Raw genomic sequence first — 13,602 nt, 5'->3', positions numbered from 1 at the left:
TCGGTGCCTCAGGTAGCCTTAAGTTTGGGTTTGGCTATTTATTGGCCAGGGCGTAGATGGCGCCGAGGTTGCGCCACATGCCACCGGCATCCATGCCGTAGCCGAACACATAGCGGTCGGGCACGTGGATACCTACATAATCGGCAGTGATGGGTTTAGGGCGGTTGATGTTTTTATTGGCGAATACGGCGGTGCAGCAGGAGGCGGCGCCCATTTCCAGTACTTGTTTGTGGATGGCGGCCATGGTGTGGCCTTCGTCTAGGATGTCGTCGAGCACGAGAACGTGTCGGCCTTCCACGCTGTTTTGCGGGGCACGCAGCCAGTTGAGCTGCACGCTGCCGCTTAGTTCGCTGCCGTAACGGGAAACGTGTACGTAGTCGAAATCGAGCGGGAAGCGCAAGAGGGGCAGGAGCTGGCCGGTGAAAACGACGGCACCGCCCATCACGGGTAGGAGCAGGGGGTATTGCTCGGCCAAGTCGGCGGTAATTTCTTCGGCCATGCGCTCCAGGGCAGCTCGGCAGGCGGCTTCGTCGAACAGGAGGTCGGCTTCTTCCAGTATGGTGCTGGCTTGCCAGAATCGTTGTTTGATGGTCATGTGGGATGTCCTTGCGCTGGGGTTTGGATTGGGGCTATCTGAAAAATGCGTTGCGAACACGCCTTAAGAGGCGAATTTGGAAATGGTGATTTCTATGTTGCGGCCTTTGCGCTCAAAAAAGGTGGCACGGGTGTAGGGGGTGGCGGGGTCGTTGTAGTCAAAGAGGTCTTGGCTGTCATGGGGGGGATGTCTTTGGGGTTGTTGGTATGGTGGCCGCTGCTTATGAGTGGCAGGGAGGTAGTGGGATTATAACGCTAATGGGTGCTGAGGTTAGTGTGTGGTGGCGTTAATGAAAAGGCTACCTGAAAACCGCGTAAGGGGTTCAGGTAGCCTTTGATGATGTATGGCGTGGATTATTTGTCGAGTCGGCGGGTTTCCACGATGCGACCGTCGGCCACCATCCGGGGTAGTTCGTCGCGTTTGATTTGGATGCGCTCGGATTCGTCCCAAGTGATGTTGGAGAGGTTGCCGTTCAGGTCTTGTTTGGCGCCTTCTGGCACTTCCCAAGCAGCATCTTCGGTGATAACGATGATGTGGTTGGACTGCACTTCCACCACTTTCATCAGGCCGTAGGCTACGGACTGCTCTTTGCCGTTTCGGCTAAAGCCTTGGTCGGAAAACGCGCTGATTTTAGCGGCGTAGAGGTCGCCCACTTTGGGGTCGGCTAGTACGGAATCGAGAGCAGGGGCGGTAGCAGCGGGTTGTGCGACGCTGGCAGCAACGGGCTGTGTGCTGCTGGTGTCGGTTGATTGAGCCGGGGCAGAGCTGTTGGTTTGACCGCCGCAGGCTGCCAATACGGAAATGAGAGCTAAGGCAAGTAAGCATTGTTTCATGATTGGGAGGGTCCTTATGGATAATTGAATTTATTTATGGCTTTCGTGTCCGAAAGCAGGTGTATTATCGCTGTTTTACAGAAAATAGACAAATTATTACGCTTTTAGGCAGCACTTTGTGGCAAGGTCACCTGAAATTGATACATGCATTTTCAGGTAGCTTCCTGCGCGGCGGCAGCCTGTTTTTGCAGTTGATACAGCAGATCGAGGGCTTGGCGCGGGGTAAGTTCGTCGGGGTGTAGCGCGGCGATTTTTTGCAGCAGGTGGTGGGCGGCTGGCGGGGCGGCTTCAGCCGGGTTGTGTTCTGGCGCTGCATCTTCTGGCAGGCTGAACATATCCATCTGCGGGCGGTGGGCGGCGGCTTGGGCTTCGAGCTGTTCGAGGTGTTTCTGCGCGGCTTTGAGGGCAGGAGCGGGCAGGCCAGCCAGTTTGGCCACGGCGATGCCGTAGCTTTTTTCGGCCGGGCCGGGCTCGATGTGGTGTAGGAAGACGATGTCTTGCCCTTCTTCCAAGGCGGAGAGGTGCATATTGACGGCGGCGCTATGCTGCTCAGGCAGGCGGGTGAGTTCGAAATAGTGGGTGGCAAACAGGCTGAAGGACTGGTTTTTCTGGATTAAATGTTCGGCCACGGCTTGGGCGAGGGCGAGGCCGTCGAAGGTGGAGGTGCCGCGGCCGACTTCGTCCATGAGCACCAGGGATTGCTCGGTGGCATGGCGCAGGATGTAGGCGGTTTCGCTCATTTCCACCATGAAGGTGGAGCGGTTGGCGGCGAGGTCGTCGGAGGCGCCGATGCGGGTGAAGATTTGGTCGATTTGGCCGATGCGGGCGGCTTCGGCGGGCACGAAGCTGCCGGTGTGGGCAAGCAAAACGATGTGGGCGACTTGGCGCATATAGGTGGATTTGCCGCCCATATTGGGGCCGGTGAGCAGCATGAGGCGGTGTTTGTGGTCGAGGCGGGTGTGGTTTGGCGTGAAGTGCGGCACTTGGCCTTCAACCACAGGGTGGCGGCCGTTGTCGATTTCGATGCCGGGGTAGTCGGTGAACTGGGGGGGGTGGTAATCGTGTTCGGCGGCAAAGTGGGCAAAGCAGCAGAGTACGTCCAGCGCGGCAGCGGCTTTGGCGGTACGCTGCAGCAGGGGCAGTTGCTGCTGTAGCTTTTGCAGCAGGCTGTCGTAGAGGCGTTTTTCGAGGGCGAGGGCGCGATCTTGGGCATTGAGCACTTTGTCTTCGAAGGCTTTGAGCTCGGGGGTGATGAAGCGTTCGGCGTTTTTCAGGGTTTGGCGGCGTTGGTAGTCGGCGGGCGCTTCGGCGGCTTGGATTTTGGAAAGCTCGATGTAGAAGCCGTGCACGCGGTTGTATTCGACTTTGAGGGTGGAAAGGCCGGTGCGCTCGCGTTCGCGCGCTTCGAGTTCGAGCAGGAAGTCGCTGCCGTGGTTTTGGATGCGGCGCAATTCGTCGAGCTCGGTGGAAAAACCGTGGTTGATCACGCCGCCGTCGCGCAGCCACACGGCGGGCTCGGGCAGGATGGCCTCTTGCAACTTCTCGGCGATGCCGGCACCTTGCGGGAAAATGTCAGCCAGGGTGTTGAGCAGGCTGCTTTCAGGTAGTCTGAGTTGGGCAAGGGTGAATAAGCTGTCGCGTAGGCCGGAGAGGTCGCGCGGGCGGGCGGAGCCCACGGCGATGCGGGCGGCGATGCGTTCGATGTCGGCGATGGTTTTCAGGTAGCCTTGCAGGGCGGAATAATCGCTTTGCAGGGCGGATACGGCTTCTTGGCGGGCGCGGATGTGTTCGCGGTTGCGCAGGGGGTTGTGCAGCCATTGGGCAAGCAGGCGGCTGCCCATGTTGCCGGCGCAGCGGTCGAGGGTGGAAAAGAGGGTGGGCTCTTTTTTGCCGGACAGGGTGGCAGTGATTTCGAGGTTGCGGCGGGTGGCGGCATCCATGCCGATGTATTGCTGTTCGGTTTCGAGGCTGAGGTTGTCGAGGTGGCGCGGCAGGCGGGATTGGGTGTGGCGGATGTAGTTGAGCAGGGCGCCGGCGGCGCCGATGGCGGGGTCGTGTTCGCCAGCTTGGAGGCCGAAGCCGAGCAGGTCTTGGCAGCCGAAGTAGTCGGTGAGCAGGGTGTGGGCGCTGTCGGGGGCGAATTGCCAGTCGTGTAGGCGGGTGGGGTTGCAGTTTTCAGGTAGCCTTAATTTGGCGGCGGCTTGGTCGGGCAGCAATACTTCGGCGGCCTGCAAGCGGGCGAGTTCATCGGGCAGTTGAGCCGGGGCGATGATTTTGGCTTTGAATTCGCCGCTTTGCAGGGAGGCCCAGGCGAGGCCGACCGGTTGCTTGGCCTTGCCGTTCCAAGCCACGGCGGCGATGCGGTTGGTTTCTTTGTCTTCCAATAGGGCGGCATCGGTGAGCGTGCCGGGGGTAATGATGCGCACCACTTCTCGCGCCACCGGGCTTTTGCCGACGCCCACTTCACCTACTTGCTCGCAAATGGCCACGCTGCGGCCGAGTTTGACCAGTTTGGCCAAGTATTGCTCGGCCGCATGGTGTGGCACGCCGGCCATTTTGATGGGTTCGCCGTTGATTTGGCCACGGGTGGTGAGGGTTATGTCGAGCAAGCGGGCAGCTTCTTCGGCATCGGTGAAGAAGAGCTCGTAGAAGTCGCCCATGCGGTAGAACAGCAGTTTGTCGGTATGCTGGGCTTTGATCTCGAGATACTGCTGCATCATGGGGGATACGGCGCTTTTGCGGCTCATGAAAGGCTACCTGAAAAATGGAAAGGCGAAAAACGATATTGTAGCCGATGCGGCAGCGGGCGAAATGTTTGTACTTGTAAAATGATTTGCCCGGCGGCTTGGGTGGGTGGTTAAATTCTGCCAGTTTACGCCTGCGGCCGCCGTAAACGGGCAGGAGTTGGCTAGAATGCACCGGAAGCGGCGCGGGACGGGCGGCAATGTTTATATATTATTTATCGATTTCTTTCAGTGGTATAAATTCAACTTCATGGAATGAAAACTGAAATGGCAGGCAAATTTCTTTCTTCTCGTAACGGCCGGCTGTTGCTGTCGGCATTGCTGCTGGGCGGCTGTTTTTTTCATAGTCGGCCCAAGCCTTCTGGCAGCGGTGTCAGCGGTATGTCGGCTTTGCCGCCCGGGCAGCGTTATGCAGAAGGCTATCAGCACCGGGTTTCAGGTAGCCCGGCAGGGTATAAGGCGGTATCGTTTGCGGCGTTGCCGCAGTGGCCGCAGCAGGATTTTGCGGCTAGCTTGAATGCGTTTCGCAAAAGCTGTACTGCTTTGAAAAACAAGCCGCAATGGCAGAATGTGTGTGCCCAGGCCGACAGGGTGGGCAGTCAGTCTGCGGCGGCTAGGCAGTTTTTCGAGCAATATTTCACGCCGTGGGAGGTGAGCCACAACGGGCAGTTGGGCGGCACGATAACCGGCTACTACGAGCCGGTGTTGCATGGCAGTGCGCGGCAAACGGCACAGGCACGATTCCCGATTTATGGCTTGCCTGCGGATTTGGTTACTGTGCCGCTGGCCGGTGCGCCGCAATCGGGAACAGTACGAATCCGCCTCACCGGCCGCAACAGTGGCCAAATTGCCGCCAATGGTGAATACACGGCCAATCTGGCTGATTTCCCGGGGCGCGAGAAAAGCCGGTCTTTGAAAGGACGGGTTTCACGTAGCCGTTTTGTGCCGTATTACACCCGTGAGCAAATCAATGCCGGTGCGGTAAATGGCAGTGCGCCGGTGTTGGCTTATGCCGATGATCCGGTTGAATTGTTTTTCCTGCATATCCAAGGCTCCGGCCGAATTCGTACGCCGGATGGGCGCTATATCCGCTTAGGGTTTGCCGATAAAAACGACCACCCCTATATTTCTATTGGCCGTTATATGGCCAATAAAGGTTATCTGCCGCTGGCGCAAACCAGTATGCCGAAAATCCGTGATTGGTTGCGTGCACATCCGGATAAACTGGCTGAGGTGTTGGGTCAAAACCCCAGTTATGTATTTTTCCGCCAACTGCCGGACGGCAATGACGGACCGATTGGTTCGTTGGGAGTGCCATTGAGCGGCGGTTATTCCGGTGCAGTTGATAAACGCTTCATCACTTTGGGCGCACCACTGTTTCTGGCCACTGCGCATCCTGAAACCGGCCATGCGCTCAACCGCCTGATTATGGCGCAAGACACCGGCAGTGCCATCAACGGCGCGGTGCGGGTGGATTTTTTCTGGGGTTATGGTGACGAAGCAGGCAGAATGGCCGGCCGCATGAAGCAGACCGGCTATGTTTGGCTGTTGTTGCCCAACGGGGTGTTGCCGTGAAAATTGCCTATCAGTTATTGCCTGCTGGGAGGAGAACAAAGATACGCTGTTGGTGCGCAACCCCTTCCTTTTTGGTGGCGGTTTTCGTGAATCCGTTTGAATAGAACGTGTAAATTAATATATACTTTAGGCTGAATTTTCAACATTTGTATTTGGAAAGACGTAATTAAGAGAAGTAGGATGAATATTTTCATTCAATTATGTTTAGGGAGGGTGGGATAAATGGATCTGATGATTCTGATTCCGCTATTGGTGGTTTTGGCTGGCTTGATTTTTGTTCAACGCCGCCAGAAACAGCAGGCAAAAGCCGCTGTTGATGAAGAGAAAAAAGGCAGAAGTAAGCGTGCTGCCGCTAGGGTGGCCAGCAAGAAATCGGCTCCAGCGGCAGATCGACAGTCTGTAGCCGCTTCGTTATCCGAGCCTGAAGAGGTTGAGGTGAGCGAAGACTGGGGTTGGGAAGCTGTACCTGATGTGGAAGTGGAAGAAGCTACCAATGTGTCGCAGGAAGTGGATGCACTGACGGAATATAAAGTCTATAAGCAATTCGGTTACCACGAAAAAGCTGCCGAATCGCTGTCTCAATATCTAACTTCTGGCTCGGTAGTCGTGAGCGATGGTATGCGCAGCTCTTTAGTTAATGAGCTGGTGCAGCTGTGGCTGGATGCTAAAAAGCCGGATGAATTGGCTGAAACTTTGCGCCAGTTCGGCAATCTGCTCACTAAAGCGCAAACCGAGGACTACATCAAACAAGGTTTGGCAGTTGATAAAAACAACCTTAGTCTGCGCGTGTTGGCTGAAGAATTACTAGGCTGGGGTATACAGCAGACCTCTGCTGAAATCGGCGAACGCATCGGGCTGGATATGCCGGCACAAACCAAGCAGAAAAGCCGCCGTATAGCCGTAGAAGCCGAGAGCGAGCAGAAAGTGGCCAATTCAGCATTGGCCGAGTCCCGCAAAGAGCTGGTTACCAATTCCAAATATACCGGTGCTATTCTTGTACATGATGAAGAAAAAGCTGCTCTGATGGGCTTTATGAAGCCTGAATCTGGCTATCGCCTGATGAAGGACAGGCTTGCCTACGATACGGCAGTTAGCTATGCCAATAAGGCCATCCGCCAGGCCAACAAACCGGCTGCGTTGATTATTGATGCGCTGAGTTTGGACTATAAAAATCAAAATATTGACCGTTTTGCCCAACATCTTTGGCAGCTTTATTACACCTTGGGTCAGTATGGCCGCCAAGTGAAGGAAAGAATGCTGGGCTGGGGTCTCAACCTGGGCGAACACACCATCTTCACTCAGTTGGAATCCAATCCGAATGAGGTTCAACTGCGCGAAATCGGGACTGCCAACGGTTTCTTGGATCGTGGCACCAGTACTCAAAAAGCGCACCGTAAACCCCTTATTAAAACACGTACTGATGATGTCAGCATGAAACAGACCCCGGCAGAAAAAGTGTTGCGTGATGTCGAATCATTACTGATGTATGGCCAGTTAGATGAAGCAATGAATTTGCTGGAAGAATCCATCTTGGAGTACCCCAGCGAATCACAGTTGTATATTACGTTGTTCGATATTTGCGAACGTGCAGAAGAATGGGAACGCCTGGAGCAGGTATTGCATAAGATACGTGCCAATATCCAGCATCCGCCAGAGGAGGTAGTATTGGCAATGAGCCAATTACTACAAAAAATCAACTACGGTTCTGTTCGGACATGATAAATGACTAATAACGCAATCCCCCAAGTGAAGACGGTTCACATCATGTTGTTGGGCATGGATGAGCGCCAATATGCGATGTTCCGTATGGCATTCAAAATGCATGGTATTACTAATTATGAACTGGTTACAGTGGAGCAGGGTATTCAGCCAGATATGGTATTGGCCGATGCCGATACTGATGTGGAGATTTGGAAAGATGCAAAAAACCAGTTTCCCGATGCGAAGGTGGTGTATTTTTCCAGCTTGCCGCCTCCGGTAACCGCTCCTTATCTGGCCAAGCCGATTAAGTTCGATACTCTGTTTTTGAACTTAAAAAACCTGCAACAGGGTAACGGCATTTGGGTAGCCAGTAGTAGTAGCCGAGCGGAGCATGCTCCTAGGCTGGCAACACAGGAAACCGAGCAAGCTTCGTCTGTACGATCTCATTCGGCTAGTATCACCATCGAACATTTCGATGAAGACAACGGTTTGTTGGGCGAAGTACGCAAAGCAGCCAAGCAGGATGTCAATGTGGCGGTAATGCACAACGGCAAACCTATGTTGCTGGTGTTCCCGTCCATTCAGAAAGTGTTGTTGGTAACCGATTCTGAAACACTCAAATCTTTGTGTGAACAGAAATTTGTTGATTTGCAAACGCGAGCGATTACTGAAGAGAACTTGAAAGCCAAGGCCAAGCTTTCCATTACTGCTTGCTTATGGCAGTTGGCTATTTGGACAAGTAATGGCCGCTTTCCCAAAGTAATCAACAAAAGCACAGTATTCAAAGTTCGCAACTGGCCAAACCTGACTCGTTTGGCACCGCTTGCCGAATCAATGCGCCTATCCGCCTTCTTAACCAAGGCTTCAGGTAGCCTGACTATTCTGCACAAGCTGATGCTTATCGATAACAAAGATTTAGCTGATTATCTTACTGCGGTCTATGTTACCGACCATCTGATTGTGGAATCGGCCGGGCAGGCTGAGACTCAGACTGCTGGAGCAGGGCAAGCTAGAGTTGCTGCACAAACGCAAACTATACAGCGTCCGGAGAGAGTTCATACTAGAGCGCATGAAGAAGATAGCGACGAAGAAGTACCGAAACAGCGCGGGCTGCTGCAACGTTTGATGAATAAAATTATTGGCCGATAAAGGAATATAACATGGCAGAGAATAAGATTATTTTTACAGGTCCGGTCGGCGTAGGGAAAACTACCGCTATTGCTGCACTGTCAGACGACCCACCGATTAAGACCGATGCCCGTGCATCTGATATGACTACCTCCATGAAAAGCCACACCACCGTGGCCATGGACTACGGTGTGATTCACTTAGATGAGAATACCAAGGTGCATTTGTACGGCACGCCCGGGCAGGAACGTTTTGATTTCATGTGGGACATTTTGAGCCAAGGCAGTATGGGCTTGGTGTTGCTGTTGGATAATACCCGTTCCAATCCTTTGAAAGACCTGAAATTCTTCTTGGATTCGTTTAGTGATTTGCTCAAAACCGCACCTGTGGTTGTGGGTGTAACCAAGATGGATTTGAAAGCCACGCCCGGTATCGAGGTGTATCAGAAATACCTGCTGCAATACGGCATGAACGTGCCGGTATTTGAAATTGATGCGCGGAATGAAAACGATGTGAAACAGCTGGTTACTGCGATGCTGTATTCAATTGATCCTGGTTTAGAGGTATAAAAATGGATTCGACACTACTTTTGCAGCCTAATCTATACCCACGAGTAACTCCCGCTGGCGCATACTATGCGGTTTCCAATAAAGGCCAAAGTGCTAGCCGTACTCTGCTGGGCGGTATTCTGCAGGCTGGCGAGCAGGAAACTGTTGGCCGGGAAAATTTATTGCGTTGGGCGCAAACCAACGATATTGATGCCGCACTCAACTTGTTGTACCGCATGCAGCGTTTGGAATTTTTGTATGGCGAAGACGAGCCGGACAAAAAAACCGATTTGCTCAGCGGCACCGGCCTGCCCAATATTCTTACGCACCTCTCTGATGTGCAGAAGGCATTATTGGTAGATCAAGACGGTTTCTATTTTTCCAGCTCCGGTTTCAACCACGAAGCTGCTGAAGAAATCGCAGTGTTGGCCAGTGAAGCCGTTCGCTTGTATGAACAGCATAGCCTCTTGATTAAGAACAACCTGAATATCTACCACAATGCGGTGGGCATTTGTGATCCGTCAGGCCAGAGTGAGCTGACTTTCTTCCCGCTGTATATCGGTGATTTGAAATTTATCCTGGTTACCGGCGGTGTACCGCAGCTGCATAAAGATGAATTTGTATCTTTAGTGCGGGCGCTGTATCAAATCGTTGATTCTGCTAACCAGATTGAAGCACTCTAATTAAATTATTGGGAAAACACAATATGCAACAACAATTAGTTTCTTCTGTATTGAGTGATTTAAACAGCTCGTCTGTTGATATTACCGCTTCCGCTGTTATTTCCAGTGACGGCTTGCCGGTTGCCTCTATGCTCCAGGCCAATATTGACCCGGATCGTGTTGGTGCTATGTCTGCCGCGTTGCTGGCCTTGGGCAACCGTACCACCAAAGAGCTACTATGTGGCGAATTGGAGCAGGTGATTGTGAAAGGCACCGATGGCTACATCCTGCTGATTCAAGCCGGTGAAGACACTGTATTGGTAGTAACTGCCCGAGAAAGTGCCAAACTGGGCTTGATTCTGCTCGACGCCCGACGTGCCGCACGCAGCATTGTAGATTTGGAAAGCAGCTAAACGCCTATCCGACACGCAATGAGTGCCGCACGCCAGGCTACCTGAAAATACAGCCAATCTGTTTCAGGTAGCCTTTGTTCCATTGCTGACTAGTAAACCGGTTTGTTTATGGAGTATAACCAACCAGATGGTATTTGGATTTTTTAGAAAACGCAAAGCGCAACCAACTGCCCCGCAACAGAAAGCTGAGTTGGTGCAGGCTGTTGAAGAAGCAGTTCAACCAGATGAGGTTGCGGCACAATCTGCCCTAAAAACAGCAGAGCAATCTGCTGCCCCGACATTTGCTGCTGAAATTTCTGTTGCCGAATCGAAATCGACTGACTTGCCCAACAAAACATTGGTGCATGAAACTGCAGCTACAGAGGTAGCGAATGCTGAAGCACCGCTCGTGCAATCGGAAGTCTTGGCTGAACAATCCATTGCCACGACTGAAGAAGTTGCTTCGATCAATGAATATGCCTCTGATGAGCAGTCAACTAACGAACTAGCATTCAGTGAACAGGAAGCCGCTGAACTGGCTGCTTCATCAATTGCAGAAGCAATCACTACCGAACCTTCGCCTGAACAGCCCGCCTCACTCGGCTGGGCTGCCCGCCTCAAGCAAGGCTTGAGCAAATCGCGCCAGCAGATGGCCAAGTCGCTGGCCGGTGTGTTTGGTGGCGGCAAGATAGACGAAGACCTGTATGAAGAGCTGGAAACCGTGTTGCTCACCAGCGATATGGGCATTGAAGCCACCGAGCATCTGATGGAAGAGGTGCGCCAGCACGTGAGCCTGCGTGGCCTGAAAGATGGTGAAGAACTGCGCGGTGCATTGAAAGAAGCCATCTACGAGCTGATTAAACCGTTGGAGCAGCCGTTGATCTGGCCCGCAGACAAACGGCCGTTTGTGATTATGCTCGCCGGCATCAACGGCGCGGGCAAAACCACTTCTATCGGCAAGTTGGCCAAAAATTTCCAAGCCCAGGGCAAAAGCGTGCTGCTGGCCGCCGGAGATACTTTCCGCGCCGCTGCCCGCGAGCAACTGGCCGAATGGGGCGAGCGCAACGGCGTTACCGTGATTTCCCAAGCTTCCGGCGATTCTGCCGCCGTCTGTTTCGATGCCGTGGAAGCCGCCAAAGCGCGCGGTATTGACATCGTGCTGGCCGACACCGCCGGTCGCCTGCCCACGCAAACCCATTTGATGGAAGAAATCAAAAAAGTGAAGCGCGTGTTGCAAAAATCCATGCCCGACGCGCCGCATGAAATCGTGGTGGTGCTGGATGCCAATATCGGCCAGAATGCTGTGAACCAAGTGATTGCCTTCGATGACGCTCTGGGGCTCACCGGCCTCATCGTCACCAAGCTCGACGGCACGGCCAAAGGCGGCGTGCTGGCTGCGCTGGCCAGCCGCCGCCCCGTGCCGGTGCGCTTTATCGGCGTGGGCGAGGGCATCGACGACTTGCGCCCGTTTAACGCCCGCGAGTTTGTAGACGCACTGCTGTAATCCCAAGATACACAGCAAAAGGCTACCTGAAAAACCGTTTTCAGGTAGCCTCTCGGTTTTCAGGTAGCCTGTTATATAATCCGCTTCACTCCTTCCTTTCGAGAACACCATGCTGCTTGCCCTCTCTTTGCGCGATTTTGTGATTGTTGAGCAACTCCATCTGGATTTCCAGCCCGGTTTTACCGTGCTCACCGGCGAAACCGGTGCCGGCAAATCCATCACGCTCGATGCGCTCAGCCTGCTGCTCGGCGACAAGGCCAACTACAGCCAAATCCGCCACGGCTGCCCCGAAGCGCAGCTTTCCGCCCTGTTTGATTTGAGCGGCTTGCCCGCATTGCGCGCCGAACTCTGCGAACAAGGCCTGCTCGGCGCAGACGAGGTCGAGCTTTCCATCCGCCGCACCATCGACAGCAAAGGCCGCAGCCGCAGCTTCATCAACAATCAGGCCGCCACCCTGGCCCAACTGCGCCAAATCGGCAGCCGCCTGGTGGACATCCACGGCCAAAGCGCGCACCACTCGCTCAACAGCGAAGCCGTGCAGCGCGATCTGTTGGATGCTTTTGCCGGCAGTAAGCCATTGGCCGAGCAAGTGCAAGCCGCTTATCGGCAATGGCGGCAGGCACAAGAAGATTTGGCTACCGCCGAAGCCGAGGGCGAGCGTTTGGCCGAAGAGCGCGAGCGGCTGGCTTGGCAGGTGGGCGAAATGGAAAAACTCGCCCCGGTGGAAGGCGAATGGGCGCAGCTTTCGCAAAGCTACGACAGCTTGGCGCACGCTGCCGAGCTGTTGCAGGCTGCCGAAGAAGTGGCCGCCCACATCGATGGCGACAACGGCCTGCACAGCCTGGCCGGGCGTTGCCGCCGCCAGCTGGAAAGCCTCTCCGGCATCGAGCCACGTTTTGCCGAAAGCCTGGCCATGCTGGATAGCATCGAAGCCGAGTTGGGCGAAATCAGCAGCCACATGCACAGCGTGGCCGCCCGTGCCGAAATCAACCCCGCCGAATTGGCCGCGCAGGAAGAGCGCATGGCCGAGCTGATGTCTGCCGCCCGCCGCCACCGTATCGAGCCAGAAGACCTGCCTGCCCGCCTGGCGCAGCTGCAGCAGGATTTGGCCGATTCCGAAGCCGCCGCCGATATCGAAGCCCTGCGAGAACAGGTGCGCCTGGCCGAAGCCGCCTATTTGCAGCCTGCGCGCGAGCTGTCTGCTCAAAGGCAGCAGGCCGCTGCCAAACTGGCCGAAGAAACCACCGAACACATGCAGCAGCTTTCCATGCGTGGTGCGCGTTTCCACATTGAGCTCATCCCGTGCGAAGCGCAGGCATATGGGCTGGAGCAGGTGCAGTTTCAGGTAGCCGCCAACCAAGGCAGTCCCTTGCGGCCGTTAAACAAAGTCGCCTCCGGCGGCGAACTGGCCCGCATCAGCCTGGCTCTGCAGGTCACCGCTAGCCAATGCACGCAGATTCCCACCCTGATTTTTGACGAAGTAGACAGCGGCATCGGCGGCGGCGTGGCCGAAACCGTCGGCCGCGCCCTGCGCACGTTGGGGCGGCAGCACCAAGTGCTTGCCGTTACCCACCTGCCGCAAGTAGCTGCCTGCGGCGCGCAGCATTGGCAGGTGAGCAAGCACAGCGGTGGCGGCCAAACTGTGAGCACCATCCGCGAGCTCGAAGGCAGTGCGCGCGTCGAAGAAATCGCCCGCATGCTCGGCGGCGAAACCCTCACCGACACCACCCGCCGTCATGCCGCCGAAATGCTGGAAATGGCGGCAGCAGAGTAGGGCGGTGGTTTCAGGTAGCCTTTAGGCCAAGCAAGAGGCTACCTGAAAACTAAACCAGCCCAAATTTCAGGTAGCCTGAAACCCAGAAAGGCTACCTGAAAACACCTCCTCCTCCATAAAAACCGTTGTCTGTTTGCAGCTAGCCC

At 54.8% G+C, this 13,602-nt stretch carries 11 protein-coding genes; 8 read left to right on the top strand and 3 right to left on the bottom strand.

Annotated features, from left to right (window positions below; all coding sequences use genetic code 11):
- Positions 1-34: 34 nt before the first annotated feature.
- The 3 genes from EZJ17_RS07785 to mutS all read right to left on the bottom strand — a co-directional run bounded on the left by EZJ17_RS07785 (position 35) and on the right by mutS (position 4,175).
- Complete coding sequence (locus EZJ17_RS07785; protein ID WP_067444081.1) at positions 35-595, bottom strand: hypoxanthine-guanine phosphoribosyltransferase; 561 nt, start codon at positions 593-595, stop codon at positions 35-37.
- 353 nt (positions 596-948) lie between these two features.
- Entirely contained in the window at positions 949-1,428 is a 480-nt protein-coding gene (locus tag EZJ17_RS07780; RefSeq protein ID WP_067441098.1) for a hypothetical protein, read from the bottom strand.
- A 152-nt stretch (positions 1,429-1,580) separates the two neighbouring features.
- Positions 1,581-4,175, bottom strand: coding sequence for a DNA mismatch repair protein MutS (mutS, locus tag EZJ17_RS07775; RefSeq protein ID WP_067444080.1), 2,595 nt, complete (start codon positions 4,173-4,175; stop codon positions 1,581-1,583).
- A gap of 264 nt (positions 4,176-4,439) precedes the next feature.
- Between mutS and mltA the strand changes: the two genes are divergently transcribed.
- The 8 genes from mltA to recN all read left to right on the top strand — a co-directional run bounded on the left by mltA (position 4,440) and on the right by recN (position 13,456).
- A complete protein-coding gene (gene mltA, locus EZJ17_RS07770; protein ID WP_067441185.1) occupies positions 4,440-5,747 on the top strand; it encodes a murein transglycosylase A in 1,308 nt (435 codons plus the stop codon).
- Positions 5,748-5,969: 222 nt separating this feature from the next.
- Positions 5,970-7,466, top strand: coding sequence for a hypothetical protein (locus EZJ17_RS07765; RefSeq protein ID WP_151086371.1), 1,497 nt, complete (start codon positions 5,970-5,972; stop codon positions 7,464-7,466).
- Between the two features lie 3 nt (positions 7,467-7,469).
- On the top strand, positions 7,470-8,597 hold the full coding sequence (locus EZJ17_RS07760) for a hypothetical protein (RefSeq protein ID WP_067441089.1): 1,128 nt from the start codon (positions 7,470-7,472) through the stop codon (positions 8,595-8,597).
- 11 nt (positions 8,598-8,608) lie between these two features.
- On the top strand, positions 8,609-9,145 hold the full coding sequence (locus EZJ17_RS07755) for a GTP-binding protein (RefSeq protein WP_064089950.1): 537 nt from the start codon (positions 8,609-8,611) through the stop codon (positions 9,143-9,145).
- 2 nt (positions 9,146-9,147) lie between these two features.
- The gene (locus EZJ17_RS07750) at positions 9,148-9,807 is read left to right on the top strand and encodes a roadblock/LC7 domain-containing protein (RefSeq protein WP_067441086.1); all 660 of its coding nucleotides are present in this window, start codon (positions 9,148-9,150) and stop codon (positions 9,805-9,807) included.
- Positions 9,808-9,830: 23 nt separating this feature from the next.
- Positions 9,831-10,199 (top strand): roadblock/LC7 domain-containing protein, encoded by a 369-nt coding sequence (locus EZJ17_RS07745; protein WP_067441083.1) that lies wholly within the window; start codon positions 9,831-9,833, stop codon positions 10,197-10,199.
- Between the two features lie 127 nt (positions 10,200-10,326).
- Entirely contained in the window at positions 10,327-11,682 is a 1,356-nt protein-coding gene (gene ftsY, locus EZJ17_RS07740) for a signal recognition particle-docking protein FtsY (RefSeq protein ID WP_082886514.1), read from the top strand.
- A gap of 109 nt (positions 11,683-11,791) precedes the next feature.
- Complete coding sequence (recN, locus tag EZJ17_RS07735; RefSeq protein ID WP_151086369.1) at positions 11,792-13,456, top strand: DNA repair protein RecN; 1,665 nt, start codon at positions 11,792-11,794, stop codon at positions 13,454-13,456.
- Positions 13,457-13,602: the final 146 nt, after the last annotated feature.

The organism is Eikenella exigua, from assembly GCF_008805035.1.
In the GTDB taxonomy this organism is placed as follows: Bacteria; Pseudomonadota; Gammaproteobacteria; order Burkholderiales; family Neisseriaceae; genus Eikenella; species Eikenella exigua.
This window is presented reverse-complemented; position numbering and strand designations above follow the sequence as displayed.

Excerpts from the sequence above, each read along its gene's own strand:
- EZJ17_RS07785 (WP_067444081.1), bottom strand. The coding sequence starts at position 595 with ATGACCATCAAACAACGATTCTGGCAAGCCAGCACCATACTGGAAGAA.
- recN (WP_151086369.1), top strand. The coding sequence starts at position 11,792 with ATGCTGCTTGCCCTCTCTTTGCGCGATTTTGTGATTGTTGAGCAACTC.
- ftsY (WP_082886514.1), top strand. The coding sequence starts at position 10,327 with ATGGTATTTGGATTTTTTAGAAAACGCAAAGCGCAACCAACTGCCCCG.
- EZJ17_RS07760 (WP_067441089.1), top strand. The coding sequence starts at position 7,470 with ATGACTAATAACGCAATCCCCCAAGTGAAGACGGTTCACATCATGTTG.
- EZJ17_RS07765 (WP_151086371.1), top strand. The coding sequence starts at position 5,970 with ATGGATCTGATGATTCTGATTCCGCTATTGGTGGTTTTGGCTGGCTTG.
- EZJ17_RS07780 (WP_067441098.1), bottom strand. The coding sequence starts at position 1,428 with ATGAAACAATGCTTACTTGCCTTAGCTCTCATTTCCGTATTGGCAGCC.
- EZJ17_RS07755 (WP_064089950.1), top strand. The coding sequence starts at position 8,609 with ATGGCAGAGAATAAGATTATTTTTACAGGTCCGGTCGGCGTAGGGAAA.
- EZJ17_RS07745 (WP_067441083.1), top strand. The coding sequence starts at position 9,831 with ATGCAACAACAATTAGTTTCTTCTGTATTGAGTGATTTAAACAGCTCG.
- mutS (WP_067444080.1), bottom strand. The coding sequence starts at position 4,175 with ATGAGCCGCAAAAGCGCCGTATCCCCCATGATGCAGCAGTATCTCGAG.
- EZJ17_RS07750 (WP_067441086.1), top strand. The coding sequence starts at position 9,148 with ATGGATTCGACACTACTTTTGCAGCCTAATCTATACCCACGAGTAACT.
- mltA (WP_067441185.1), top strand. The coding sequence starts at position 4,440 with ATGGCAGGCAAATTTCTTTCTTCTCGTAACGGCCGGCTGTTGCTGTCG.